At 36.4% G+C, this 24,085-nt stretch carries 30 protein-coding genes and 1 other annotated feature; of the genes, 16 read left to right on the forward strand and 14 right to left on the reverse strand.

Translation table 11 applies throughout. From position 1 onward, the window contains the following. Positions 1–49 precede the first annotated feature (49 nt). The 3 genes from RCG21_RS15600 to RCG21_RS15610 are packed head-to-tail and all read right to left on the reverse strand — an operon-like array spanning position 50 to position 1,390. Entirely contained in the window at positions 50–577 is a 528-nt protein-coding gene (locus RCG21_RS15600; protein WP_133339155.1) for a permease, read from the reverse strand. Further along, a complete protein-coding gene (locus tag RCG21_RS15605; protein WP_133339153.1) occupies positions 574–1,056 on the reverse strand; it encodes a hypothetical protein in 483 nt (160 codons plus the stop codon). Before RCG21_RS15605 ends, RCG21_RS15600 begins: the two co-directional genes overlap by 4 nt. Next, positions 1,049–1,390 (reverse strand): PadR family transcriptional regulator, encoded by a 342-nt coding sequence (locus RCG21_RS15610; RefSeq protein ID WP_133339151.1) that lies wholly within the window; start codon positions 1,388–1,390, stop codon positions 1,049–1,051. The genes RCG21_RS15605 and RCG21_RS15610 overlap by 8 nt, the downstream gene beginning before the upstream one ends. A gap of 595 nt (positions 1,391–1,985) precedes the next feature. Beyond that, positions 1,986–2,201 (forward strand) — a binding site (T-box leader). 55 nt (positions 2,202–2,256) lie between these two features. Between RCG21_RS15610 and RCG21_RS15615 the strand changes: the two genes are divergently transcribed. Then, positions 2,257–2,814, forward strand: coding sequence for a pyridoxamine 5'-phosphate oxidase family protein (locus tag RCG21_RS15615; RefSeq protein WP_133339149.1), 558 nt, complete (start codon positions 2,257–2,259; stop codon positions 2,812–2,814). Positions 2,815–2,922: 108 nt separating this feature from the next. Here the strand turns inward: RCG21_RS15615 and RCG21_RS15620 are convergent, their stop codons facing one another. Continuing rightward, positions 2,923–4,017 carry a low temperature requirement protein A gene (locus RCG21_RS15620; protein ID WP_133339147.1) on the reverse strand — a complete coding sequence of 365 codons (1,095 nt, stop codon included), beginning with the start codon at positions 4,015–4,017 and terminating at the stop codon, positions 2,923–2,925. Between the two features lie 229 nt (positions 4,018–4,246). On the opposite strand from RCG21_RS15620, the gene RCG21_RS15625 reads away from it, so the two are divergent. Further along, positions 4,247–4,804 carry an NADPH-dependent FMN reductase gene (locus RCG21_RS15625; RefSeq protein ID WP_133339145.1) on the forward strand — a complete coding sequence of 186 codons (558 nt, stop codon included), beginning with the start codon at positions 4,247–4,249 and terminating at the stop codon, positions 4,802–4,804. Between the two features lie 183 nt (positions 4,805–4,987). After that, positions 4,988–5,632, forward strand: coding sequence for an isochorismate family cysteine hydrolase YcaC (gene ycaC, locus RCG21_RS15630; RefSeq protein ID WP_133339143.1), 645 nt, complete (start codon positions 4,988–4,990; stop codon positions 5,630–5,632). Between the two features lie 450 nt (positions 5,633–6,082). Here ycaC and RCG21_RS15635 read toward each other — a convergent pair whose 3' ends face one another. Further along, positions 6,083–6,220 (reverse strand): hypothetical protein, encoded by a 138-nt coding sequence (locus tag RCG21_RS15635; RefSeq protein WP_165976386.1) that lies wholly within the window; start codon positions 6,218–6,220, stop codon positions 6,083–6,085. A gap of 752 nt (positions 6,221–6,972) precedes the next feature. Here RCG21_RS15635 and RCG21_RS15640 point away from each other — a divergent pair. Together RCG21_RS15640 and RCG21_RS15645 are read left to right on the forward strand one after the other, a co-directional pair. Beyond that, the gene (locus RCG21_RS15640) at positions 6,973–7,896 is read left to right on the forward strand and encodes a glycoside hydrolase domain-containing protein (protein WP_133339141.1); all 924 of its coding nucleotides are present in this window, start codon (positions 6,973–6,975) and stop codon (positions 7,894–7,896) included. Between the two features lie 152 nt (positions 7,897–8,048). Continuing rightward, a complete protein-coding gene (locus tag RCG21_RS15645) occupies positions 8,049–8,438 on the forward strand; it encodes a cupredoxin domain-containing protein (protein ID WP_133339139.1) in 390 nt (129 codons plus the stop codon). Positions 8,439–8,610: 172 nt separating this feature from the next. On the opposite strand, the gene RCG21_RS15650 is transcribed toward RCG21_RS15645, so the two are convergent. Continuing rightward, positions 8,611–8,697, reverse strand: coding sequence for a YjcZ family sporulation protein (locus RCG21_RS15650; RefSeq protein WP_133333238.1), 87 nt, complete (start codon positions 8,695–8,697; stop codon positions 8,611–8,613). A 52-nt stretch (positions 8,698–8,749) separates the two neighbouring features. Further along, positions 8,750–8,869 (reverse strand): YjcZ family sporulation protein, encoded by a 120-nt coding sequence (locus RCG21_RS15655; RefSeq protein WP_081810731.1) that lies wholly within the window; start codon positions 8,867–8,869, stop codon positions 8,750–8,752. A 386-nt stretch (positions 8,870–9,255) separates the two neighbouring features. Here RCG21_RS15655 and RCG21_RS15660 point away from each other — a divergent pair, with 386 nt between their 5' ends. The 4 genes from RCG21_RS15660 (at position 9,256) to RCG21_RS15675 (ending at position 12,026) form a co-directional block, all read left to right on the forward strand. Beyond that, positions 9,256–10,149 (forward strand): C39 family peptidase, encoded by an 894-nt coding sequence (locus RCG21_RS15660; protein ID WP_133339137.1) that lies wholly within the window; start codon positions 9,256–9,258, stop codon positions 10,147–10,149. A 278-nt stretch (positions 10,150–10,427) separates the two neighbouring features. Continuing rightward, positions 10,428–11,039: an FMN-binding negative transcriptional regulator gene (locus RCG21_RS15665; RefSeq protein ID WP_133339135.1), complete on the forward strand. Its 612-nt coding sequence runs from the start codon at positions 10,428–10,430 to the stop codon at positions 11,037–11,039. Between the two features lie 350 nt (positions 11,040–11,389). Beyond that, positions 11,390–11,761 (forward strand): hypothetical protein, encoded by a 372-nt coding sequence (locus RCG21_RS15670; protein WP_308913364.1) that lies wholly within the window; start codon positions 11,390–11,392, stop codon positions 11,759–11,761. A gap of 100 nt (positions 11,762–11,861) precedes the next feature. After that, a complete protein-coding gene (locus tag RCG21_RS15675) occupies positions 11,862–12,026 on the forward strand; it encodes a hypothetical protein (protein WP_308913365.1) in 165 nt (54 codons plus the stop codon). A gap of 255 nt (positions 12,027–12,281) precedes the next feature. Here the strand turns inward: RCG21_RS15675 and RCG21_RS15680 are convergent, their stop codons facing one another. The 3 genes from RCG21_RS15680 to RCG21_RS15690 form a co-directional block, all read right to left on the reverse strand. Beyond that, a complete protein-coding gene (locus tag RCG21_RS15680; protein ID WP_133339131.1) occupies positions 12,282–12,479 on the reverse strand; it encodes a hypothetical protein in 198 nt (65 codons plus the stop codon). 507 nt (positions 12,480–12,986) lie between these two features. After that, positions 12,987–14,447 carry a 4-hydroxyphenylacetate 3-monooxygenase, oxygenase component gene (gene hpaB / locus RCG21_RS15685; protein WP_133339129.1) on the reverse strand — a complete coding sequence of 487 codons (1,461 nt, stop codon included), beginning with the start codon at positions 14,445–14,447 and terminating at the stop codon, positions 12,987–12,989. Positions 14,448–14,650: 203 nt separating this feature from the next. After that, a complete protein-coding gene (locus tag RCG21_RS15690; protein WP_165976385.1) occupies positions 14,651–14,788 on the reverse strand; it encodes a hypothetical protein in 138 nt (45 codons plus the stop codon). 244 nt (positions 14,789–15,032) lie between these two features. On the opposite strand from RCG21_RS15690, the gene RCG21_RS15695 reads away from it, so the two are divergent. Then, positions 15,033–15,458 (forward strand): hypothetical protein, encoded by a 426-nt coding sequence (locus RCG21_RS15695; RefSeq protein ID WP_133339127.1) that lies wholly within the window; start codon positions 15,033–15,035, stop codon positions 15,456–15,458. Positions 15,459–15,978: 520 nt separating this feature from the next. Here RCG21_RS15695 and RCG21_RS33525 read toward each other — a convergent pair. Beyond that, a complete protein-coding gene (locus RCG21_RS33525; RefSeq protein ID WP_165976384.1) occupies positions 15,979–16,110 on the reverse strand; it encodes a hypothetical protein in 132 nt (43 codons plus the stop codon). Positions 16,111–16,229: 119 nt separating this feature from the next. On the opposite strand from RCG21_RS33525, the gene RCG21_RS15700 reads away from it, so the two are divergent. Beyond that, positions 16,230–16,427 carry a hypothetical protein gene (locus RCG21_RS15700; RefSeq protein ID WP_165976383.1) on the forward strand — a complete coding sequence of 66 codons (198 nt, stop codon included), beginning with the start codon at positions 16,230–16,232 and terminating at the stop codon, positions 16,425–16,427. Positions 16,428–16,562: 135 nt separating this feature from the next. Here the strand turns inward: RCG21_RS15700 and RCG21_RS15705 are convergent, their stop codons facing one another. Together RCG21_RS15705 and RCG21_RS15710 are read right to left on the reverse strand one after the other, a co-directional pair. After that, on the reverse strand, positions 16,563–17,672 hold the full coding sequence (locus RCG21_RS15705) for a GerAB/ArcD/ProY family transporter (protein ID WP_133339125.1): 1,110 nt from the start codon (positions 17,670–17,672) through the stop codon (positions 16,563–16,565). 551 nt (positions 17,673–18,223) lie between these two features. Then, positions 18,224–19,105 carry a LysR family transcriptional regulator gene (locus RCG21_RS15710; protein ID WP_133339123.1) on the reverse strand — a complete coding sequence of 294 codons (882 nt, stop codon included), beginning with the start codon at positions 19,103–19,105 and terminating at the stop codon, positions 18,224–18,226. Positions 19,106–19,255: 150 nt separating this feature from the next. On the opposite strand from RCG21_RS15710, the gene RCG21_RS15715 reads away from it, so the two are divergent. Beyond that, the gene (locus RCG21_RS15715; protein ID WP_235824936.1) at positions 19,256–20,455 is read left to right on the forward strand and encodes an MFS transporter; all 1,200 of its coding nucleotides are present in this window, start codon (positions 19,256–19,258) and stop codon (positions 20,453–20,455) included. Between the two features lie 53 nt (positions 20,456–20,508). Then, complete coding sequence (locus tag RCG21_RS15720; RefSeq protein ID WP_133339120.1) at positions 20,509–20,967, forward strand: CBS domain-containing protein; 459 nt, start codon at positions 20,509–20,511, stop codon at positions 20,965–20,967. 268 nt (positions 20,968–21,235) lie between these two features. Here RCG21_RS15720 and RCG21_RS15725 read toward each other — a convergent pair whose 3' ends face one another. Continuing rightward, the gene (locus RCG21_RS15725) at positions 21,236–21,706 is read right to left on the reverse strand and encodes a nucleoside deaminase (RefSeq protein ID WP_133339118.1); all 471 of its coding nucleotides are present in this window, start codon (positions 21,704–21,706) and stop codon (positions 21,236–21,238) included. 586 nt (positions 21,707–22,292) lie between these two features. On the opposite strand from RCG21_RS15725, the gene uraD reads away from it, so the two are divergent. Genes uraD through uraH form a run of 3 tightly spaced genes read left to right on the forward strand, consistent with a single transcriptional unit; the run spans position 22,293 to position 24,082 of the window. Further along, on the forward strand, positions 22,293–22,772 hold the full coding sequence (gene uraD / locus RCG21_RS15730) for a 2-oxo-4-hydroxy-4-carboxy-5-ureidoimidazoline decarboxylase (RefSeq protein ID WP_235824935.1): 480 nt from the start codon (positions 22,293–22,295) through the stop codon (positions 22,770–22,772). Then, a complete protein-coding gene (gene pucL / locus RCG21_RS15735; protein WP_133339114.1) occupies positions 22,773–23,726 on the forward strand; it encodes a factor-independent urate hydroxylase in 954 nt (317 codons plus the stop codon). Continuing rightward, complete coding sequence (uraH, locus tag RCG21_RS15740; RefSeq protein ID WP_133339112.1) at positions 23,723–24,082, forward strand: hydroxyisourate hydrolase; 360 nt, start codon at positions 23,723–23,725, stop codon at positions 24,080–24,082. Before pucL ends, uraH begins: the two co-directional genes overlap by 4 nt. Positions 24,083–24,085: the final 3 nt, after the last annotated feature.

Genomic DNA, 24,085 nt, shown 5'->3' on the forward strand with positions numbered 1-24,085 from the left:
AGCTACAAATAATCTGGGATTGAGTTATTAAAGATTTATCAATCTAAATCTAAACGTCTTTAGTTATATCATACTTTAACAATTGTGGATGCTTATAAAATTTCTCAAAAATAATACCCATTAAATAGAAAAATAACAATCCAAAACAAATATGAATGAGTGTAAATTTAACTCCAAATGAAGCAAATTCATATACAATAACCGGTAATTTTGCAGTTGTCCAAACTCCTAAAAAAAATACAATATAGCGTATGCTTGCTCCTTTTTTTAATAATAGTGCCGCAATTGGAAAAGCTACGTAGAGGGGACCAGCTGCAATTACTCCTAATAATAGGGAGAACAAAATGCCATAAATGCCGGATTTTTCTCCCATATATCTTATAAGTTGTTCTTTCTCCACCCATTTGTCAAGCAAACCTACGAATATTAAGACAGGCGGGAGTAGAAACAGCATATCTAAAATGCTTTTTCCTGTTAATTGAAATGCGCTCCATCCAACCGATTGGTTTACAAAGGTAAGGATAATGAGCACAAATAATAAAATGAAAAAGAAACGATACCTTTTTAATTCATTCATCCCATCACCACCCAAATAATATATGAAAATATTAGAGACATTACCACTGCAGATACGTTGCGAGAATAGGCAAAACTTCGCCCAAATATCTTTTGTTCCATAGGTAAAGTTGTGATTCCGACAGACATTAATGTAGACATTAATACAGCTACTTGAGGGAGTCCTGCACCATTTTGGACTAATGTGTGTCCAAGAGGAAATACAACAAAGCTTGGAACTAGTGCAATAGAACCAATTAATGCTGAATAAACAATACCTGTCAATCCAGATTTTTCTCCAATGATTGAAGAAATTAAGGATGGAGTTAATATAGATAGTGACAGCCCAACGAAAAGCATAATTGATAACATATCAGGTATAATATTACGAAAGCTTTTCCATGACTTTAATAGAGAATCTCTTGTTTTATTTCGATCTTTTATAAAAGAAATACTAAGAAGAATAATGGCCATAGCGTAAAGGATAGCACCATTAATCATGATTTGGCCCCTTCCATTCTTTGTATTTATTTAAGAAAAATGATAAGTTCTTCATTTTTTCTTCTATATCTATTTGAAAATCGTCTAATTTTCTTTTTCCAACTGTAGTAATTTTGTACATTTTTATCAGCTTATCTTGATTAGATGTGTCCAAATAAGATTCAACAGCACCTTCTTTCTCTAATGTTTTTAATGTGCGATAAAGAATGGCACTATCAATTGGATTGATGGGAAGCTCTTCTTCACATTTCTGCAGGAGTTTCCCTCCATAGCTATCTCCCTCTGTTAAAAACAGCAGAAGAAATGCACCTGTATGTCTCCCTGTATGTTTCATGAAATAAATAACCTCCTAATGTAAAATTTTTTTGGCAACACTTACTGTTAATAACAGTATACTGTTATCAACAGTAATATGTCACTGATAGTATGTCCTTTTTTAAAAATTTTTTGTTCAATTTTTTATTTTAGTTTTCGTAGGGTTAGTTGTATGATAGCTTAATAATGGAATTTCAGTTCCATCTCGTTTGATGGCAGAACAAGCGGGGATATTGTTTAAGAGGAATCCATAGTTATCACCTATGAAATAAACTCCCTTATAATTTAGAATGACAAAATCATATTGATGGTTTAAGAATATTGTCTTTTACTGATTTAATAAGAAATTATAATGTGAAGGATTGTACTTAAACTAACCGGTGCTTATATTGAAGACCTTGCTGCCATTGATACAGCATTTTTTATTCTGATAACTTTGGGATTTCTTAGTTTTAAAATATATAAAAGATATAAACGGTTATGTAAAGGCGGGATGCTGTGGCGATTCGGTCCTCTTATTCTGCTAACGGAAGCATTTTAGTTGAACAAGAAATAGAAAAATATGGTTGACCATTTTAATAATACATAATAAAATTGAGAAAATTACAAAATTTACAAACGTTGTGACTGGGAGTATTAAGGAATGTTTATTGTTGAGAGAGCTGTCGGCTGGTGAAAGACAGTCAATAAAGTCCCCAACTCGCCCACGAGCGGTAAGGCTGATATGTAAGTCTTAACGGTTGACATCCGTAATCAGTTATAAAGTGGATTTGTTGTAATAGCAAATCAACAAGAGTGGTACCACGTAGGTAAAGCCTATCGTCTCTTATGTGAGATGGTAGGCTTTTTATTTTAAACAATTGGTGAGGCGAGGAGGAATATATTTTGGGAACAGTTTATTCATCAATACTTCCAAAACATATAGAATTTATAAGAAAACAACGGATTTTTTTCGTTGGTTCAGCACCTTTATCAACAGACGGACATGTTAACATTTCCCCTAAAGGTCATGATGTACTAAGGATATTCTCACCAAATGAGGTCGCTTATTTAGATTTAACTGGTAGTGGAAATGAAACAAGTGCTCATTTAATAGATAACGGTAGAATTACATTTATGTTCTTAGCTTTTGAAGGTCCCCCGATGATTTTACGTCTATATGGAAGAGGTAAGGTAGTATTACCTGACTCACCAGAATGGGATGACATGGCTAAGCACTTTGACATCCTACCTGGTTCTCGTCAATTAATTCATGTAAAGATTGAAACGGTAAAAACGTCTTGTGGCTATAGTGTTCCATTTTATTCATACAATGGCGAACGAGATACTCTTCAACAGTGGGCTACTAATAAAAGCGAACAAGACTTAGAAGAATATCGTAAAAAGAAAAATTCTATTAGTATGGATGGAATAGTTACACCAATTGGGGAAAAGTTTATCTAGCTTAATAACGTTAAATAGTAATAATCCTTGTTGAGCTAACGTCACAGGTTAGTTCAAAAAAATGATGGGAATTAATTTAACGTTTTTTATTCTTGTCAACGGTTGCTTTTAATTAGAAATTGTTAGTTTAGTAAAAATAATAAAAAACAAGGTTAATTCTGCTATTATCAAAATATTTGGTACAACAATAATCAAATTAATAATAAAAAAGACAGCTAAAATTCCTAAAAATAACCCTAAATGATAAATTTTTAATCGGTGGTGCACATGTCTATATTGATGGAAAACAAAGGTAGTTGACAGGAAATAGAGCAATACAGCTCCAAAAACAAAAAATAAGATAAATAGGTAATGGACCTCACGTAAAAACAATAGTCTGATAGATGCTGCAATCATGCTCAAAGACATTAGAATAAACAGATGACCATAAATAATGATTTGGCCGGATGTTTGTAAAGACTTGTCGAGTTTCTTCTCCAAGTTATCGAAATATTGCCACCACATCGATATAATCAGGATAAATGAAATGATCGCAAAGCCTATTGAATCCCAGTTTCCTTGTCTAGGCTGAATGACCGCAAGTGTACTAATAAGAGCTTCCCCAAAGAGAATAATGGTAAATAGACCAAATCGCTCTAATAAGTGAGCCGTATTTGTGGGAACCTTTACTAAGCATTTTCGTCCAAGCACCGGGACAAAGATATCAATAAGGATTCCCGTATACAACACAGCATATCGAACCCAGGAATCAAAAAAGACGGACAATAATGAAATGACGATTCCAATCCAAAAATACCTTCCCAAAAAGAGGGCTGCTTGTTTTCGAACTCCCGTTTCTACACTCTGGACAATAAGATATTGGATCGCAGTCACTGCTCTTAAGCCAATATACCCAATTAAAAAAGAAAGATAATAAGGATCAAAATCAGCTGATAAACTTGATGTCATAATTAGTACAAAAAACATTTGCAGAATTAAAAAGATACGTTGATGAAATAAATCTTTTCCAAACCGGTTAATAAATATGGTTTGCCCTACCCAAGCCCACCAGATAGGAATAAAAATTAATACAAACTTTACTAAATACTCTGCATGGATATGACCATCTTCAACATGAAGTAATACATGCGTCGCAGCCGCAACCGCCGCCACAAATAACAAATCATAAAAGAGTTCTAACCACGTCACTTTCTTTTCTTCCATTTATGTACTCCCTCCAATTCTTTATAGTTACTAGTATGATAGGAATATATGGTAATTGGAAGAGAAAATAAAAATTAACATAGACCATTTTTCTATATCTTGGGAAATGAGTGCAAAGTAATAAATACTTCATTAAATTAATAATCTTACAAAATTAGGTATAACGTCACTTCCTCTATTTTGGAATATTATGGTAACATGAAAGTGATTTTAAACGAGGAGGAAATGTATGACCAAGACCATCGGCCTTATATGTGGTAGTTTACGAAAAAACTCTTATAATCGAATCATTGCTCAATCATTAGCAGAGCTGGATGATTCCTATCAATTCCGTTGGATCGAGATTAATGATCTGCCTTTGTTCAACGAAGACCTAGAAATAAGTGTTCCAGAAACAGTGACATCATTTAAATCTGCTATCCAGGACGTTGAGGGTATCATTATTGTAAGTCCAGAGTACAATTCTGGGATTCCAGGCGTATTAAAGAATGCATTGGACTGGGCATCAAGACCTCGGGAATCCGCTGTTCTTAGCAGAAAACCGGTTGGTTTAATTGGTGCAACTCCTGGGGGATTAGGTACTGCCTTTGCTCAATTGCAAATCAAACAAGTACTAGAGGCCATGCAGGTTCATGTTCTTCCATTTCAAAAAGTGTTGATTTCCCAAGTACATAAAAAGATTGATCCTGATCAGAAAGTCCTTACAGACGAACAAACAAAACGTTATCTTCAAAAATATTTAAACCAATTTATTCATTGGATCGATCACATTCCAGCTATAGATTAATTGATAAAGTCCTAGCTTTTCAATCATTTTTATTAAAATACTACAAACGCATTATGATTTTTTAGAAACGAATTCCAATCATCCGTTCAATAATATTGGAACAAACGAAGGAGTTAAAATCTATTTTCCAATCTATGAATCTTCTTCGATTACTTATACCTTAATTAAAGGGAGGACAATAAAATGTCTGATTTCTATTCTCGTCTTAATAAAGATGACGCTGCTGTTCTTTTAGTTGATCATCAAACCGGCCTTATCTCCGGTCTTGTGCGTGACTATGGTGTTGATGAATTCAAGAACAATGTTATGGCTCTAGCTAACACTGCTAAGTTTTTTGATTTACCAGTTATTTTAACAACAAGTTTTGAAAAAGGGCCTAATGGGCCACTCATGCAAGAATTGGTTGAACTTTTTCCTCATGCGCCAAAAATAGCTCGTCCTGGACAAATTAACGCATGGGATAATGAGGATTTTGTCAAAGCAATCGAAGAAACTGGAAAAAAACAACTGATCATTGCGGGGGTAGTAACAGATGTTTGTGTTGCATTTCCTGCGCTTTCCGCTGTGAACGCTGGTTATGAGGTATTTGTTGCTACTGATGCTTCTGGAACATTCAGTAAACAAGTAGCGGATGCTGCATTAACGCGTATGGCCCATGGTGGAGTACAGCTTCTGAACTGGTTTAGCATAGCGTGCGAATTACAACGTGATTGGCGCAATGATGTTGAAGGTTTTGGGATTTTAATTTCTAATCATCTTCCTGGTTATCAAAATCTTATTGGAAGCTATAGGGGAGCTCAGAGAGATTTCAGCAAGCAGGCTAACTAGAATAGGGTCTCGTTTATAACTCACTTTTTCCAATATAAAGCTTCTGGCTTATTCAAGAAAAGCGCACTTTCCAATAATAAGGAAAAGTGCGTCTTTGCTTATCAAAATAATCTTCGCATCAACGTACATTTCTTTTCGGGTTAGATTTTTTCCCCTTCGCCCAGCTGTGCGTCTTTACAGTGGAGAATATCGTTGGATTCAGACTAACGGATGGGCTCTACGGCACTATAGTTTATCGACCTTCCTCTCCCAGCCTTAGAAACAGTATGGACGGAATCAATACATTTTCATTCTTTACGCTTCATGGATGGTTAACGGGTGCAATCCTTAAAGATCCAGCTGCTATTTCAGGAGACTTTTTACTGTGGTAACGGGAGGTTAGTTAATAATAGGACGCATTTAATGAATATTATGACATAAAAAATCCTCTCAAGTTTTTCTTGAAAGGAATCACGTTTGTTTTGCATTTTCAAGTTTTGATTTAATTTGGTTATTTTGAGATATGATGACGCTGCTAAAAATTATTGTTGCTACAAAGCCTAAAAGTGAAAAAAACACAGTAACTGCCAAATTTGTATTATCACGCATAACAGAACCTCCTTTTAGCAATAAGTATAGTATGTATAAAAAAACATTTATTATTCGTAATGAATACTTCGATGAAAAGGTGCAATAGAACAAAAAGTGCTTGTTCAACTAACAGGTGCTATAGTGGAATAAAGGGGTTGCTGCGGCAGCCATCTTTTTTTATTGAACTAACGTGGTTAGAAAGTAAGGAAGGGGCTATTGGTTTGAAAGAAATTCATAGCTTTGAATATATTTTTTAGATCACATTTTTCTTTATCAGTATCGAATAGATTTAGCGTTCATTGATAACATGGCAATTGGAATGATTGCTTATAATGAAAGGGAGAGAGAAGCCAACTTAATATTCATATTGATTTTAAAGATATTGGTATAGGTCAAACATGACTTGACAAGGTAAAGAATAATCATTTGTGAGATTAACATTAAATAAATGTATAGCAATTTTATGACAATACCAGAAATTACTTCAGAAATTAACCCAAAGAAACTCCCCATCAAAAAAATTTTAAAAAAACCCCTTAAAGACAAAATCCTTCCTTATCCAATCGTTCACCCAATTTCGATACTTAATAAAACTTTGTTATTCTACCCTATCTCTTTTTGTTACTTTTCTTTATATAACTAGTGAAAGAGGAATGTACCAATTGATGAAAAAAGAAACCGGATATGAGGGGGTGTGAACCTTAATAGGAATAAAATACAACACAAAGAAATTCAAGAAGGAAAAAAATCGGAAAAGGGGAGGAAAAGTCATGAGGAGAAGTGGGGTTGATTGCGCTACAAAATTAACGGCTGCATCAGCAAGAAATTTAAATGATTTAGGTTTTTCTTACGTGGCCCGATATCTCGGCAATAGTTGGAAAACATTTGATGCAGCTGAAGCAAAGGTAATTCAAGAGGCAGGATTAAAGTTAATTAGTATTGCTCAAAAAAGTGCAAACTTTCCAGGTTATCATACGAAAGCCCAAGGAATCGCGGATGCAAAGGATGCGGAAATATTCGCAACATTAGTAGGGCAACCTGCCGGAAGCGCCATTTACTTTGCGGTTGATTTCGATGCCAAAGCCTGCCATATGGAAGGAATTCTCGATTATGTCGATGGTTTAAATGCTACATTAAAAAACTACAAAGTTGGATTATATGGCTCTTATGCTGTTATGATGTCAGTAAAAAATAAAGTGGATTATTACTGGCAGACATTTGCTTGGAGCAACGGAAAAGTTGCCGATCACATCCATATGCACCAATATCAAAATGAGGTCACCGTTGCCGGAATTGCTATAGACAAGAATGATATTAAAAAGGATCCTGGCGCATGGGATGAAGTTGTAGTACCAAAAACCAAATCTTTAAAGGTAGATGAAATTCCAGCAATTCACATTGTAAAAGCTGGAGAAAATCTTTCGGTAATTGGTAAAAAATATGGATTATCAATTGATTACCTTGCGAAGTTAAACCATCTTGTAAATCCTAATGTTATTTATGCAGGACAGCGGTTAAGGTTAGAGGGAAAGGCTCCTTCTGTATCAAAACCTAAAACGTATATCATTAAAAAAGGTGATACTTTTTGGAACCTTGAAAAGGGATTGAAAATGAAACATGGCACCCTAAATAGCTTGAATCCGGAAGTTAAACCTGAAAGACTGCAACCAGGACAAAAAATTAGAATTGAATAGAAGTGGAAGATTGGCCATTAGGGTCAATCTTTTTTCTTGGTCATTGTTTCAAATAAAATGTAGTAACTAGTTGAAGCACGGTGGAACCAATTTTATCGTGATAATATTTTATGAATTCGAAGATAATAGTGCTTAGAAAGGAGGGATTGCGAATGTTTGTGAAAAAAAGGGTAACAGAATTATTTGTATTGCTTGTTATGATTGTGGTTATGACAACTCTAGGCACGCACGGTGTATTTGCCGAATCCAGTGCCGTAACTCAACCAATTGAGTCGGTGAAAGCGATTGAGGTCGTATTGAACGACGATTTCTTTAATCCGAAAGCCATCACGATTCCGAATGGAAGTACGACAACGTTGGTCTTGAAAAACCAAGGTAAGAAAGAACATACCTTCACAGTGGATAAGCTCGGAATTGACGCCGAAGTGCAGCCGGGTAAAGAAAAAACCATTACCGTAACACCGAAAAAGCCCGGTACATACGAACTGATATGTCGGTACCATTTCCAGGAAGGGATGGTTGGAAAAGTAGTAGTCAACTAACAAACAAGGCCAATCTGGCCTTGCTTGTTAACCAATCGGGGTCTTATGGTTCAAACTTGGCGTCCTGCAATCAAAGGAAAAAGCCCTTTTGAAAAGAGGGCTTTATTTTAAAGAATGCGAATATTAATATTCAAAAAAAGGCCCGATAGAGGGCCTTTTTCCTGCTCAACTATTAGTAGAACATAAAGGATGCACCAACGATGATAAGGAGAATGAATAGTACAACGATTAACGCAAAATTATTTCCATGTCCGCTCATTTATTACACCTCCAGCATGAATGATTCTTTACACTAGAACGTGTATTGGTCATTAATAAACAAAAGCAGTACCAACAATAATTAAAAGGATAAATAGTACTACGATTAAAACAAATGTACTGCCTCCGTAAAAACCACCGCCATAGCCATAACCACCGTATCCAAAGCACATAATGATCACCACCTGTTAGAAGATCTTAAATAGAACTTTCACTATGTATAATATTTCATAAAACAAAAGTGGCTTGGACAAACATCATATTAAAATAGAAAAATATACGCTATACCTATAAAAGCAAAGAACGTATGCCATTATAGGCAAACGCTCTACGCTCTTTAATTGAAAGAAGGTAATATAATATGTTGGTTTTATACTGGCGGTAATATACTATATGTACAAGATAATGAAATGAAATGGACAAGTGCTGATTTATAACGAATTAATTTTTGGTCTGTTCTTAAAAAATTTCTGCTCCAGTCATTTATTCCATAATAGGTGAAATCTAACATGTTATAATGGATAATTATGCTAGTAAAACGATTTAAAGGGGGATTTTTATGAAAAAAATATTAGCCAGCTCTTTCATCGCATCGGCAATTTTTACGAGTGGTGTTTTAGCCGATACAAATGTTTTAGGCTCTAAGGTTTTCGGCGCATCTGCTGTGGAAGCAGCTACAACTACAACCTATAAAACAACAGTAAATTTGAATTTACGTAAAGGACCAGGAACAAAATATTCTCGTGTTCTAGTCATGCCAAAAGGAAAAACGGTTACGTATATTTCAAAAAGTGGCAATTGGTATAAAGTCAAATATAAGAGTTACATAGGGTACGCAAGTTCAAAATATCTTAAAAAAGTTAGCACACAGGCAGTCAAAACGGTAAAGTTAAACGTGCCGTATGTTAGTCAATTAACACCGACATACGCCCCATTTGGTTGCGAAGGTGCTAGTTTATTAATGGCTTTAAAATATAAAGGTTATACGAGTCAAAGTTTAAAAACATTGCTTGATAAAATGCCCAGAACCAAGAATAATCCCTATCTTGGATATGCAGGCACCCCATACAAAAATGTAAATGGTGTATTCCAATCCATTTTCCCAAAACCTTTAACTAATTTTGGTCGAAAATATAGTAGTAAAGTTGTGAATGGAACAGGGTATACAACTACCCAATTAAAACAAGAGCTAGATAACGGAAATCCAGCAGTTGTATACGTTACCTTAAATTTTGCCAAACCAACATGGGCTAAGTGGGATATGGGAAGTGCAGGAAAGGTAAATATGGTTGACAATATGCACGTCGTCACATTGATTGGTTACAATAAAAGTACTGGCAGTTACTATGTGGCAGATCCAAACAGTAAAAGCACAAACAATAAATATTGGGTAAGTAAAAGTGTTTTTGAAAGATCTTATAATGCTTTAAAATTTGCAGTTGTAGTACGATAATGAATTTAAAAGAATAGTGTTATAAAAAGAGATTCATAAATTTTGAATCTCTTTTTATTTATGGACGAATGGGAGGGAGTTAGTTGGAGCTATATTAAGAGAGTATTTATTGAAAGAGAAGATATTAAAGCCCAAAATCTACCAATTACAAAAATAAGCCTACGATTGATATATTTTCATTAATTGTATTTTTGTAATCAAAATGTGTTCAGTTTGCATTATAGTATATCTTATATTGAAACTATCGTTTTCAAAGCTTAATTAAGGAGGAGCTAATCGTGTATATTCCTAAACATTTTAAACTAGATGACGAAGAAATGATTTATGATTTTATCGAAAAGTACAGCTTTGCCACTCTATTTTCTCAGCACAACGGAGAACCATACGCAACCCATCTTCCACTGACCTTAAATAAAGATGAATATGCTTTATATGGCCATTTTGCACGAGCAAACGAGCAATGGAAAGATGTTGAAGGCCAGCAGGTCCTTGCGGTTTTCCAAGGTCCCCATTGTTATATTTCACCTTCTTGGTACGAAACAATGAAGGCAGTACCAACTTGGAATTATGTGTCTATTCATATATATGGAAAGATGGAGATTGTTGAAGATCCTAAAGTAATATTTGATTCTTTAAATGACTTGGTAAAAAAATATGAGAGTACGGATAGTCCGTATAATTTAAGCAATGTAGACTCCAGTTATATCGAAGGAATGAGCAAAGGGATTGTAGCATTCAGAATAAAGATTTCAAAAATTGAAGCAAAAGCAAAATTAAGTCAAAATCATCCCGTGGACCGACAAGAGTTAATCATTAAACAATTAGAACACACTTCCCAACAAGATAATATACAGGTAGCCTCTCTAATGAAGAACAATTTACAAAAATAAAGTAGAGCTATTTAACTTTGTCCAGTTGTGTTTTTACATTTTCTAAAAAACCATAACAGGTTGTAAGAAAAATGGAATTGTCACTGGATTGGATATTGCCCCAGGTGACTTAATACATTCCTGTGCGTCTGTACTTGATCTATTTGCTATTCGGGCCAGATTGTGGAAAAGCATATTAAATTGTGTCAAGAAGATTGTGAAGAAATGTATTTAAGCTAACTAGGAAGGCTAGCTTAAATAATTACCCTATCCGCCTTTGTCATATAATATTTTAAGAATCAGGACGAATACCCAGGAATTTATCCCCAATTTGCATATGCTCTAATGTAAATTAAATGAGGAGGATGAACGTGATTCTTAATTATAATGTTTATAGTCCAACATATGAGAGGATTGGTCCAAAACATGGTCATGGTCCAGGTCATGGTCATGGCCATGGTTTTGGTGGTCCAGGTATAGGTGCGCCGGGTTCTGGCGTTGGTTTTGCTCCAGGTCTTGGTTTAGGCGGACCAGGCTCAGGTCTTGGCTTTGGTCCAGGTCCTGGTTTTGGCGGTCCAGGTATAGGTGCGCCGGGTTCTGGTGTTGGTTTTGCTCCAGGTCTTGGTTTAGGCGGACCAGGCTCAGGTCTTGGTTTTTATCCAGGTCTTGGTTTTGGTGCTCCAGGATATGGCTATCCATATCCATACCCCTATCCATACCCATACCCCTATCCATACCATTAAATTACAATTTAAACATTTTTTTAAATTAGGCTGTTTTAAGGGACATTGTTGATTTTTTAACCCTGTTGATTGGAATGGAAGGCACGAAGACTCCTCGAAAATGCTAACGCATTTTCTTCGTGAGTGGGTGGATTCAAGGAAGCAATTCAGTGTGATGCCGGAGTACGGGGCAGGGGAGTCTCCACAGGAGCGAAGCGACGAGGAGGCTCCCCGGCACGTCTGCGGACCGCTTGTGCCTGGAACGGAAATCAACAGACAAGTTTAACACAACCTAAAATTAAAATCGCTGTTGTTAAAGAGTACGAGTAAGAATGGGATTTTATTTAAAAAGAAGCGCCTCTATAATACGTAGAGACGCTTTTTCTTGTTCGACAGATGGTTTGGTTTAATCGGGATGTTGCCCCGGGGGGCTGGCTAATAAAAATGAAGAAATCACCAACTAATAAATAAAAGAGAAGAGGTGTAGAATGAGCTTTCAATTTACAAAGGACGGTTAGCCTTATTTAGGCTTTTTATATATTTAAAAATAAGAAGGGATAACGTAGGGATAAGGAAGATGGGGATTGGGGATGACAGGAAACTTATGACCTCCAGCTGTTATATAGTATTCATGACTATTTTGTTGAACAATATTTCCCCACGGTCCATAGAACATTGGTATGCCTGTGGTTCCAGAATATTGCGCAGGATGACCTCCATACGTATTTATACTAAGCATTTTCACACCTCCTAACTATGTTATGTAAAGCTGATTTTTCCTGTGCGATTTTAGAAATCCACAAAGGATAAAGTTTAATGCAGAAATACATATAGGAATGAATGAAAATACCTTTTAAACTACCTGTTACATCTCAACTTTGTGAGGGGTTACACTTAAACTATCGGGCCTTAGTTAAATAAGCATCGAGCTTCATCAGCAGTTTTTTTGTGTACTGAAAAAAGTAAAAAAAGGCCCGATAAAGGGCCTTTTTCCTGCTCTATCCATCTTATTACTAATAGTACAACATTCTTAAATAAAAATACATCTCAAGTTATACTGATTCATACTCTGGAGTGTATCCGAAAAGCCAAGAGCTGTTTATTTGGATTTTATGCCCTTTGAAGCTTATAACGCCTATTATTTCACTAAACGGTACATTAATTTATTACAAAACGGGAGTTTTTTTGGGGGAAGTTTAGCAGGATAAGAAAATTAGGAGATTTAATACCAAAATTTATATTTGTTTTAATGATTACTACTCTTTAAATTTAGATTTAAGAATTTGCTTATTTCTTCAACATGTTTATTTTTTAGATAGTTTCGGTTTAAAATACTGGATAAACGAACGGGGTCACCAAAAAAATATCTTTCGTATTGGGTTTGCCTTGTACCAAATGAACTCATCGTCAGATCCCATGCTAATCGGAAGAGTTTAACTCGATCTTCGGCATTCATACCATCCGCTTGAAGATATTGGTCCAGTTCAACTCTAATTTCAGAATCAAAGGCTTTTTCCGTTGGCAATGAAACCATTCCACTGGCTCCAATCAATTGGATAATTTCTGTGAATCGGGGATAAATTCTCGGAAAAATGTTACTCGCTACTTGTAATGGGATCATACTGGGACGCATATATCCCCATTCATCCAATTCTGCATCATTTTCCGACTTCTCCACTAGTGCTTTCATGGTTTCAAGTCCAATGATGATTTCAGAAAGTTTTTCTTGAACATGCTGATACTCACCTACATTTATTGTTTCGACAAGGAGTTGTGCCACTCCAAGAATAAATTCTGTTTTTACAATTTGTCTGGTTACGACTTGATGGTAGGCGAATGGATAAAAAGAACTTTGAAGGAGAAAGTCAGTAGCTGCATCTACATTATCGTAATAAAATACCCTATCCCATGGAACTAAAACATTTTCAAAGACCACAATTGAATCCATTTCTTCATATCTTGAACTTAAGGGATGGTTAAAAGTTGATTCTCCCCCGACAAAAGAGTCCCTGCAAATAAATTTTAATCCTTTTGTATTAGAAGGAATAGAAAAGGCGAACGCCTCGCTCGGATCAAAAAATGCTCTCGGAGCAGAAAAAACCAATACTTCATCCGTTAAACCACCCTGAGTGGCAAGTAGGCGGGCACCTTTTATCACCAATCCTTTTTCATTTCGATCGACCACCTTAGCCGAGATTGGCTCCTTCGAAAATCCCAAATTGATTTGGGAACGATTTACCTGGGGAGTTATAAAAGTATGCGTAAACGAGAGGTCGTGTTCCATAGCCCTTTTATACAGACATTGAATATTTTCAGGAAAGCAATTTTCTCTTTCCTTTAAAAGGGTTGCAGATGAGGCAAAGCTCATAACGACAGTATTCATATAATCAGGACTTCTTCCCATCATTCCATGAGTGTGTCTTGCCCAATGTTCAATCATTTTTCTTCTTCTTTTTAAATCCTCTTTCGTTTTAGGCTGTAAATAGGAAAGTCCAATAGGATCTTCTTTTTCTGGCAAATAGAAAGTCATCTCATCTTTTATGCTTGGTTGATTTTGCAAATCATAAAGGGAAGCCTTAGCTGCAACAATTCCTTTAAAGGCAGGATGTTCGGAGATATTCCCCTTAATTTTTACTCCATCAAACCAAATTTCATTTTTCAGTCCATTTAATCGTTGAATAAAAGTATTTCCGTCTATGGTCCCCATCTTGAATATTCTCCTTTTGTTTAAAGAAGTACTGGCTAAGCTAGTATCATTTTATTGGCTAACCTTCTGGCTTGTTCCTATTGGAAAAGCCTTATTTCACAAAATTCCAAGTGCTTTAGTTCAGGATGGATTACTGCGACAAAGTTGGCCATTTTCTAATAAGGCCATTTTAAAGTTTTCAGGAATATGGTCTACAAATTCTTTTAGTTGTGTGTATTCCGAATACTCCGACCAAGTTCAACAATTTTCAGGTCTGTTTCCATATCTCGTTCTAAGTCTTCATTAATCATTGAATCATCATACTTGGGATAGTCTTGAAGATGGAAACTCTGTCCATTCATACTTTACCCGGATTTCCCCTACTGGAGCAGGCGATTGTTATGCCCCAACGGGACAGATTGCGGAATAACATATTAAATTGTGTCGAGAAGATTGTGAAGAAATGTATATCTAGGCAGGTTTGTTGAAGAAGCTTTTTAGGATTGTTTAGAGAGTGACTAAATATGGTGATTTTATAATTTGTCCAAACACTCAAATAAAATCCGAATAAATTGTTAGTACAAGCTATTAAGTGAGGTGATAACAATGCTCGATAAGCGAAATGAACCTGGTTGGGCGGATATGAGATACAATCGAACCAATCGTTGTGATTGTGAATGTAATGGAGTTGGTCAACCGAATGAAGGTTGTTGCCGTGGTTCTAACCTAAGGCCTCCAGGTATCAGAAGAACAAGCACTCGTGGAGTTTACTTTGCAGATGCTGATTTAAGATGTAGTGGAGTATTTTGTGAGGGGTATGACCAAGATACTATATATGAATGGAGTTTATTTTCCATTTCGGGAAATACAAGAATCGTCGGAGATTCTCGTAAAATAGGCAATGACAGGGTGGAAGTCGCTGGGTCTGGAGCATTTGAATTAACTGTAACAGTTACATTTAGGTGTAGAACTTCAGATGGAAGAGATACAGTTGACTGTGTTCGAACAGCTATCAGAGAATTTACACAGTGAACAAATAAAGAAACATCGTAGTATATTTTAAAAGTGGCTGAATCAGTCTCTCTTTATTTAACTAAAGGGTACATGTGTTTAAGAGTGGAAGCTGTCATTGAGGCAGCTTATCTTTTTGCTAAGAATTTCTTGCCTCACTAATACCCAATGGTAGTAATTCTTTGAATACACGAAAAATCGACCGAAATATTGAAATGTTAAAGAAGTATTCTTGGTTTAAGGATATTTATGATGATGAAAGATATCATAGGTTATTCTTCGTAAATAGAAAGGTTAGGAAGTATTTACAAAAAACTTATCGTGTGAAGAGGATAATTAAGAAGAAAGTTTTTCAAATAAAATTTATAAAGTTTCTGAATGAACAGTTACACAAGCAATACTTCTTCAACCATGAAAGGTATAAACCACAACTTAGGTACACTCAAATACTAATTTGGGTTATCAACACAATCTTAAAAGAAGAAAGGGTCCCTGAACCTTATATTTTCAAGGACCTAGTGGAACAATGCAGCGCCAGGGCTTACAGCCCGAACTTTTTTTTCTTACGAACAAGAGTAGCTAGGTCAATTTGCAGCTTTTCCGCACACCACTTCATCGGACGACAAGTAGATAAATAGGATGCGAGCAGGGTCTTTTCATATTCATTGACCATTTCTTTTAAGGAAAGATTTGAATCCCCTATAACGGATGAAATAATAGCTGTGTATAAAGGAAAGTTAGAAAATAATGAGATTAATAGGGAGAAATGCTACTTAATTTCTTATTGCGAGGGTGTATTTACCACTTCAGAAGGATCTATCTAATCGTTTAGAAAGATTAGAAACAGGACAAAGTGATATAAAAGATTTAATTAAACATACGACAACATTAATGACGGTAAGTTACATGTATATTCGGAGAGATTTGAAAACAATGGCTTTTAATGTAAATTCAGATGTTGATCTTCTTTTTAAAGAGGTGCGGATGTAAAACGAAGGGTAAACAAATTAGAACAAAAATAATGTAAATGAAATTAGAATATAAAAAATGCTGTGGTCAAAACTACCCCAGCATTTTTTTGATACAGTTGTTCAAACTATTCAAAAGATTCATAAATGCAGTTTTTTAATTTACATTTGTATCAGGTTTTTTCTTCCTATTTCGAAAGAATGCGATAAGCAGTAAGATGCTTGGAATGATTATTTCAAAAGGCCAATTTAAATAGATAATAATAAATTCTAGTCCTTTAATAAACTCAGCAAACGTCGATGCAAGTGTTAAGGATGCAAACAAAATAATCAATCCAATTGGAAAGCCCAGCTTTTCCATTTTTTTATATTGAAATAGATCTGCTGTAGCTGCTACTGCAGCATAAAAATATAGTGATATTTTAAAAAAACCTCCAATGATTAGGTAGAGCATAAAAAGAACATCCAGCCGCTCGATAAAATTTGCCAGTTGAATTCTAGAAACGGTAGTTAGCAATGGAAAGTTTGAGCGGGTATACAGTTCCGGACCAATGGTTGAAATCGTAATAATCACAGTAATGGTAATATTAATCCCGCTTAAAATCATCCCGCCAATACAAACAAATTTTATTTTCTTTGGTTCATTCACCAATGGGAATATCATCGTGAAGACAAGTACTTCTCCAAAAGGAAATAGAAATGTTTCATGGAGAACCGTTCTAAATATTGGTTTCCAGCCATTCTCAAGAATAGGCTGAAGAAATTCAAAATGGATTAACCCGGAAAAAATAATTAACAAGAATCCTAAAATGGCCATTAAATATAGAATGCCAAAATAAATCTGCCCCACTCTTGCGATTACTTCTAAACCTTTATGAATGCCATAGATGATGGTCAGAACCATCAATGTATTGATGATGAATAATGGTGTATCTGTATAAACAGTCGTTACCAAGAGTTCCCCGAAATCTCGTAATACTCTTGCGTCAATATAGATAAAATAGATGATATAGAATAAGGCTATAATCCGGCCCGGCCATTTTCCGACAATTTTCTGTATATAGCTGGTGAGAATTAATCCTGGATAAAAAAGAAACAGACGATAGAAAACAAAGAAGGCGACCAAGCCACCTGCTAACCCTAATAATACGGCAATCCATGCATCCTGTTTTGCATTTGCTCCAAGACCAAAGAGGATTGAACTACCCATTTCAAATAAAAATACTAGTACGAAAAGCTGGGATGCGCTTATTTTAATTTTATCCATTTGCTATGTTCCCCTTTGCTAAGGGTGATTTTGTTAAATAATCCCTTAACGGATTCACGCGTATTCCTGCTAGCCGTACTTGAAGCTCAGGAAATCAATTTTCCAATCGAAGATGTTGGGTACGTTTGATGGATAACTTCCCCGATGCCAAACAATTAGTCTAATATTAGGTAGATTGTCCAAATAAATCCAGATTAACCACACTTTGGGGGAATTCCCCATAGTAATTAAATGAGTAGATTTAAGGTGAATGTATGGAAAATTCGAGAAAAAATTTTAAGCTGTTTGGCTTAAATATACCAGGGGCAAAATCTTTCTTGTTAATGGTGCTGCTGGCCGTTTACCACTTTCATCTGATTGGTTAACTTTATTCTGTACAAATGGGATTGGTCACTCAGGATAATTTCCATTAAGGACAATATTAAGATGGCGAAACTGGATGCAAAGGATGAAGAGAGTGTGGAAGCTGCCAAAAAAAGCCTAAGGTAGATAATAAATATATTGCTGTTATTCCTAGGGGGGACCAAAGGAATACCAGCTTTTTTTAGTTATTAAACTCGGAAGGCCCTTCTCTCCACAAATTCTTTAAAATTTGTCACTGCAGGAGACATATATCCATTTAACCTCCATACCAATTGGATTACTCGAAAGCATTTAGGTGACTGGAGCCGGATCATAGAAATCTTACTTTCGTCAAGATTAGGAATGTACGGTACAATGGCAACACCGAAATTGGCCCCAACTAGGTCAGAAACTGTCCTCTCCTCATATCCTTCAAAAACCTTCCTTGGAAGGAATCCTGCTTCATTACAGAGGTTTTCTATTAAATCATGAAGGGCTGTTTGGGGCTTGAATAAGATAAACGGATCGTCCGCTACTTCACTTAAATTGACTTGCTCTGTTCCTGCCAGCCTATGGGCAGCAGGAACAATAAGAAATAATTCTTCTCTCAAGACTGGAATGGAACACATATCATCGTGCGGTTCCTGCGGAGAACAGAAGCCAATGTCAATGTTAGCTGTATGTATTTCTTTTAAAATTTCACTTGAAATATTTTGAGATAATTGAAATTGAATGTTGGGAAATTCTTTTTGAAACTCGCTGATTAAATCAGGTACAAAACTAGAGCCAAGGGTTTGGATAAATGCAAGTGAAATGGTTCCACGGTGTGGATCGACCATATCATGGATAGTTAGTTTTGCTTCTTTCATTTCGGATAATACCTGGTTTGCATGGCTTAGAAAAACCCTGCCATATTGGTTTAAAACGACACCACGGCTTTTTCTTTCGAGTAAAGGGACACCAATTTCTTCTTCAAGCCGCAAAATGGAACGGCTTAATGCAGGTTGTGAAAGATTTAATTCTTCAGAGGCTTTTGTTAGACTCTGATGTTTTGCAACGATTTGGAAATAAAAAAGCTGGTCAAAGTCCATTCCGTATTCTCCCCTGTCAATCGATGGTATTACTATTATGCATGGTTTCTATAAAAAATTCAATTATGTATGCATGGCAAATCGATATATACTAAATATGTACGTTACTAGATGTGTTCATTGACGAGAAAAATCAAGGGGGAACAGGATATGGTTAAACCAAAACTATGGAAAAAAGATTTCATAAATATCACTACAATCAGCTTTTTTATCTTTTTAGCATTTTATATCTTATTAACAGCACTTCCCATTCAACTAACAAAAGAATTTGGCGGGGGGGCGGATCAGGCTGGTTTATTAGTAACCCTATTTTTACTTGCAGCGATTGTTATTCGGCCATTTGCTGGTAAGTGGGTAAGTGTAGGATCACAAAAGAAAATACTTATTTATTCTGCAGCAGCATTTTTTATTGCCACACTATTTTATCCATTTGCAACAAATATTTGGGCATTATTTATCCTGAGAATAATTCATGGAATCATGTTTGGGGTTATCACAACTGTAAAAGGTACCATTTGTGCAGAAATCATACCAGATTCAAGACGTGGTGAGGGGCTAAGCTGGTTCTCATTAGCGATGGGATTGGCGATGGTAATTGGGCCGGTTATAGGGCTTAACTTAGCTAATATTGGAGCATACAACACAGCATACATTGTTTGTATTGTCATTTCAGCAGTAAATATCTTTCTATCCGTGGTTATTCATGCTCCAAATCAAGGGAAACAAGAAAATGGTTCGAAAACTCGTAAAAGATTTGATCTTAATGATTTGATTGATAAAAAAGCTGCACCATTTGCACTTGTAGTATTTATCTTAGCATGTGCTTATTCAGGTATTGCATCATTCTTAGCTTTGTATGCGCAAGAAATTAACCTTGTAAAGGCCGCCAGTACGTTCTTTATTCTTTATGCAGGCTTAATGTTTGTATTCCGGCCATTTACAGGTGTATGGGCAGACCGTTACGGGGCAAACAAAATTGTTTATCCTTGTATTATTTTATTTGCAATTGGGATGGTTATGCTCTCATTGCCTCAAACAGCAGTGATTATGATTTTGGCAGGTGCAATCATTGGAATTGGGTATGGATCTGTTACACCAATACTTCAAACACAGGTTATTAGTTCTGTTGAACAACATCGTGTAGGAATCGCCAATTCGTTGTTCTTCAATTCAATGGATTTAGGAATGGCGATTGGCGCATTCGTGTTGGGAATTATGGCCAAATCATTCGGTTATAGCAGTGTTTTTATCTCTGGAATCGTTCTAATCGTCGCTGGAGGATTTGCTTACTTCGCTTTAGCGGGCGGCAAGAAAAATCGGGATCGGCATGCAGTAGAAGAGTATAATTAAGTAGATGATATTTTCCTTTTAATATAAAGATACAAGAAAGGAGAAAGGTCAACATGCAAGTACGCGATTTTATGATTCGAAATGTCATTACGGCTAAGCATTCAACAACGGTCAAAGAATTAATTTCTATTTTAGAAACGAATCGAATTGGCGGTGTCCCAGTGGTTGATGAGAAAGGAAATTTAGTGGGCATTGTTTCAGACGGGGATATCGTACGTTTTCTTTCCCCCCATAAAGAGAAATTATATTTAGCTTACTATGTTACCTATGTAGAAGAAGCGCAAAAAATAGAAGATGTATTAAGAGAAAAAATGAATACCCCAATTGAGGAAATTATGGTAAGGAAAAACATTAAGACATTAGCACCCGATGATGACTTTGAAAGTGCCATTCGTTTAATATCGAAGCATCATTTTAAAAAGATTCCTGTTGTGAATGGAGCCGGTAGGGTTGTAGGGATTATAAGCCGAGGAGACATTGTCCATAATTTATCAAAATCAATATTTAATTAAGGGGATTACTTAGTTCATCATTTAGAAGAGGCCCAAATCCTTTAGTCTTAAGGTTTTGAGCCTTTTCTTTGTTTGCAGGCTATTCCACTTTTTGTGTTTGATCAAAAATAACCAATAATAGAATCCTTACTGCCGGAAGATTCATCGATATTCTAGTTTAATTTATGTGTATTCCATGTGCAATGTATAAGAAATTCTCTTCTGGCAGGTACAGAGATTCGTTTTACTAATTGATATTTTTCCATTTTAAACATCCTCTTTTGTTAGATTAGTATTCCACCTTATTCTTAGATTTTTCCCATGTTCTAAATGGTAAATCACCTTTTCGAATGTAAATTTGTTTCATTAGTATTTTTCGATTTTCGATTGGAAGTGAGAGTTGGTCATATATGAACTGATCATCGAAACCGATCTTGGCTGCATCTTGTTTGGTACAGGCAAAATATACAGCCTTTGGCCGTGCCCAATAAATGGCACCAATACACATTGGACAGGGCTCGCAGCTGGTATAAATCTCGCAGTCAGTCAGCTGAAAGTCATTAATATTTCTACAGGCATCTCGAATGGCTTGGACCTCGGCATGAGCAGTGGGATCAAACGAGGCCGTTACTTCATTCCGACCTGTCCCAATAATCTTCCCGTCTTTCACAACAATCGCCCCAAAGGGTCCCCCGTTACTTGTAAGCACATTCTGAAGTGCGATCTCAATGGCTTTTTCCATAAAACGAAAATCTGACATAACAACCTCTCCTATCTTATATATTAAAGTAAACCTTCGATTCATACACGACGCCTTGATATGAAAGGGGGCAATCTTGTTTTAATTATTAATATCTCAGCCCGGAAATGGAGTTCCTATTCCTTTTACTTTAGTTAATTATTATATAAAAGCCTCCTTATTTTTCACTTGTTGTCAGATTATCTGATCGATTATTTCTAAAATAACCGCGTTAAAAGTCTTCACATCCGACTCCTTATTTAAATAATTTACTGTTCAGAGTATTACTCTATTGCTTTTCTCCAAAATCTTAGCCATTTGTAAATAAACAAAAGATAGTTCTATGTGAGATTATATGACACTAATGTGGATGATAGTTCGTCATTTGGCTATTATAGGAAAAAAATTAAAAAAGTAAATGCCAGTCATGATTAGGCTGGGGGCTGCCATGTTTCATTCTCCAACTGTTTGAGTGCCTGATCAGTTAGAATTAACCTGGAAATTAAAACGGTAATATGTAAGGAGATGCTCGCTTTATTGCTAGCCCAAGCATAAAGAAATGGAGATGAATGATATAGGAAGGTTAACATTACAGAAAGTCAATCAAATGAACAAAGAAGAGTTTGTTAACACCGTTGGCTGGATATTTGAACACTCCCCATGGGTGGTAGAGAAAGCATGGGATCGTCAGCCTTTTCAATCATGTAAGGAACTCTTCCAAGCCATGATCACAGTGGTCCAAAATGCAGAGGAACCGTTGCAATTAGCACTGCTCCGTTCCCATCCCGATCTCGGAACCAAATTGAAAATGTCGGAGGTCTCTCAAAAAGAACAAGCCGGTGTCGGCTTAGATAAACTTTCTAAGGGTGAATACGAAGAGTTTGTTTCGCTTAATCAAAGATATGTTGAGAAATTTGGGTTTCCTTTTATCATGGCGGTTAAGGGACAAAACAAAGATTCAATTCTTTCTGCGATGAAAGAACGGGTGGACAGTGACTATGAAGTTGAATGTAATACGGCAATAAATGAGGTTTATAAAATCGCCGGGTTCCGTCTAAACGATATCTTTGAAAAAGGAGATGAGTAAATGCAAAGGATCATGAGTTATGGAAAGGAAGCTGTTTGGGTTTATCGTACTTATGCAAAGCCACTTAAAACGGTTCGGTCCATCCCTGAATCAGCCTTTACGGGGCGTGAGAATATCCTTTTTGGTATGAATGTAAAGGTGGCAGTGGAGGGAGATGCGTTTCTTTCCTCCTTTACAGAAGGCGATAATACAGTAGTTGTCGCAACCGATTCCATGAAAAATTTTATTCTCAAGCATGCTGGGGAATATGAGGGGGCAACTCAAGAAGGATTTTTGGAATTTGTCGGTCGCCGCTTTCTTGAAAAGTATCCGCAAATGACTTGCGTCAAGATGTCCGGCGAGCAAATTCCCTTTGAAGAGCTTCCCGTTCCAGCCAAGGATCGTTTCGAGCCAAGTCCTTTGGTGTTTCGTTATTCTTTAAATGAGCAGGCTTGTGCATCTGTGGAAGTGAAACGTACTAAGGAGGGAATCACTATAACCGACCAAATCAGCAGTTTAAAGGGGCTTAAACTTATAAAGGTGAGGGGAAGTTCTTTTTACGGATACGTGAAGGATGAATATACGACGCTGCCAGAATCCTACGACCGTCCGCTATTTATCTATTTAAATATTGATTGGCGTTATAACGATATGGAGGATGCCAAAGGAAATACACAGGAAGGATACGTGGCAGCCGAACAAGTAAGAGATATTGCCTGTACCATTTTTCATGAAGAAACCTCACCTTCCATCCAAAATCTTATTTATCGGATCGGTAAAAGGATACTGCAGCGTTTCCCGCAATTAATAGAGGTTCGCTTCGAGTCCAATAACAGGACATGGGAAACCGTTTTAGACGATATTCCAGTATCAGAAGAAGGCAAAGTATTCACTGAGCCTCGCCCGCCATTTGGCTTTCAACGTTTTTCGCTGACACGCGAGGATGTGGAAAATACTGAGGAGTCAGGCGAATGACAGGAAAGCTGACAACCCATGTTCTGGATTTGAGCAAAGGAAGGCCAGCAAGCGGGGTTTTAGTGGAATTGTGGCTGGTGGGGGCGGGTCATCAGTCTGAGTTCTTACAGAATAGCTATACAAATGAAGATGGAAGAGTAAACCAGCCGCTCCTGGAGGGGGAGTCCATGAAAAAAGGAATCTATGAAATTCGGTTTCACATTGGGGAGTATTTCAGGAGGAGCGGAACAGTAATGGGAGATCCATCTTTCCTTGAGTGTGTTCCAGTCCGCTTTGGAATCTCCCAGCCTGAGACTCATTACCATGTACCCCTGTTAATCTCTCCTGGGGGCTACAGTACTTACCGAGGAAGTTAGGGT

It is taken from the genome of Bacillus salipaludis (genome assembly GCF_030938565.1).
Lineage (GTDB): Bacteria > Bacillota > Bacilli > Bacillales > Cytobacillaceae > Neobacillus > Neobacillus salipaludis_A.

Coding starts and splice junctions, on each gene's coding strand:
- RCG21_RS15600 (WP_133339155.1), bottom strand. CDS start 577: ATGAATGAATTAAAAAGGTATCGTTTCTTTTTCATTTTATTATTTGTG.
- RCG21_RS15605 (WP_133339153.1), bottom strand. CDS start 1,056: ATGATTAATGGTGCTATCCTTTACGCTATGGCCATTATTCTTCTTAGT.
- RCG21_RS15610 (WP_133339151.1), bottom strand. CDS start 1,390: ATGAAACATACAGGGAGACATACAGGTGCATTTCTTCTGCTGTTTTTA.
- RCG21_RS15620 (WP_133339147.1), bottom strand. CDS start 4,017: ATGGAAGAAAAGAAAGTGACGTGGTTAGAACTCTTTTATGATTTGTTA.
- RCG21_RS15625 (WP_133339145.1), top strand. CDS start 4,247: ATGACCAAGACCATCGGCCTTATATGTGGTAGTTTACGAAAAAACTCT.
- ycaC (WP_133339143.1), top strand. CDS start 4,988: ATGTCTGATTTCTATTCTCGTCTTAATAAAGATGACGCTGCTGTTCTT.
- RCG21_RS15635 (WP_165976386.1), bottom strand. CDS start 6,220: ATGCGTGATAATACAAATTTGGCAGTTACTGTGTTTTTTTCACTTTTA.
- RCG21_RS15640 (WP_133339141.1), top strand. CDS start 6,973: ATGAGGAGAAGTGGGGTTGATTGCGCTACAAAATTAACGGCTGCATCA.
- RCG21_RS15645 (WP_133339139.1), top strand. CDS start 8,049: ATGTTTGTGAAAAAAAGGGTAACAGAATTATTTGTATTGCTTGTTATG.
- RCG21_RS15650 (WP_133333238.1), bottom strand. CDS start 8,697: ATGAGCGGACATGGAAATAATTTTGCGTTAATCGTTGTACTATTCATT.
- RCG21_RS15655 (WP_081810731.1), bottom strand. CDS start 8,869: ATGTGCTTTGGATACGGTGGTTATGGCTATGGCGGTGGTTTTTACGGA.
- RCG21_RS15660 (WP_133339137.1), top strand. CDS start 9,256: ATGAAAAAAATATTAGCCAGCTCTTTCATCGCATCGGCAATTTTTACG.
- RCG21_RS15675 (WP_308913365.1), top strand. CDS start 11,862: ATGCTAACGCATTTTCTTCGTGAGTGGGTGGATTCAAGGAAGCAATTC.
- RCG21_RS15680 (WP_133339131.1), bottom strand. CDS start 12,479: ATGCTTAGTATAAATACGTATGGAGGTCATCCTGCGCAATATTCTGGA.
- hpaB (WP_133339129.1), bottom strand. CDS start 14,447: ATGGGGACCATAGACGGAAATACTTTTATTCAACGATTAAATGGACTG.
- RCG21_RS15690 (WP_165976385.1), bottom strand. CDS start 14,788: ATGAATGGACAGAGTTTCCATCTTCAAGACTATCCCAAGTATGATGAT.
- RCG21_RS15695 (WP_133339127.1), top strand. CDS start 15,033: ATGCTCGATAAGCGAAATGAACCTGGTTGGGCGGATATGAGATACAAT.
- RCG21_RS33525 (WP_165976384.1), bottom strand. CDS start 16,110: ATGGTCAATGAATATGAAAAGACCCTGCTCGCATCCTATTTATCTACT.
- RCG21_RS15705 (WP_133339125.1), bottom strand. CDS start 17,672: ATGGATAAAATTAAAATAAGCGCATCCCAGCTTTTCGTACTAGTATTT.
- RCG21_RS15710 (WP_133339123.1), bottom strand. CDS start 19,105: ATGGACTTTGACCAGCTTTTTTATTTCCAAATCGTTGCAAAACATCAG.
- RCG21_RS15715 (WP_235824936.1), top strand. CDS start 19,256: ATGGTTAAACCAAAACTATGGAAAAAAGATTTCATAAATATCACTACA.
- RCG21_RS15720 (WP_133339120.1), top strand. CDS start 20,509: ATGCAAGTACGCGATTTTATGATTCGAAATGTCATTACGGCTAAGCAT.
- RCG21_RS15725 (WP_133339118.1), bottom strand. CDS start 21,706: ATGTCAGATTTTCGTTTTATGGAAAAAGCCATTGAGATCGCACTTCAG.
- uraD (WP_235824935.1), top strand. CDS start 22,293: ATGAACAAAGAAGAGTTTGTTAACACCGTTGGCTGGATATTTGAACAC.
- pucL (WP_133339114.1), top strand. CDS start 22,773: ATGCAAAGGATCATGAGTTATGGAAAGGAAGCTGTTTGGGTTTATCGT.
- uraH (WP_133339112.1), top strand. CDS start 23,723: ATGACAGGAAAGCTGACAACCCATGTTCTGGATTTGAGCAAAGGAAGG.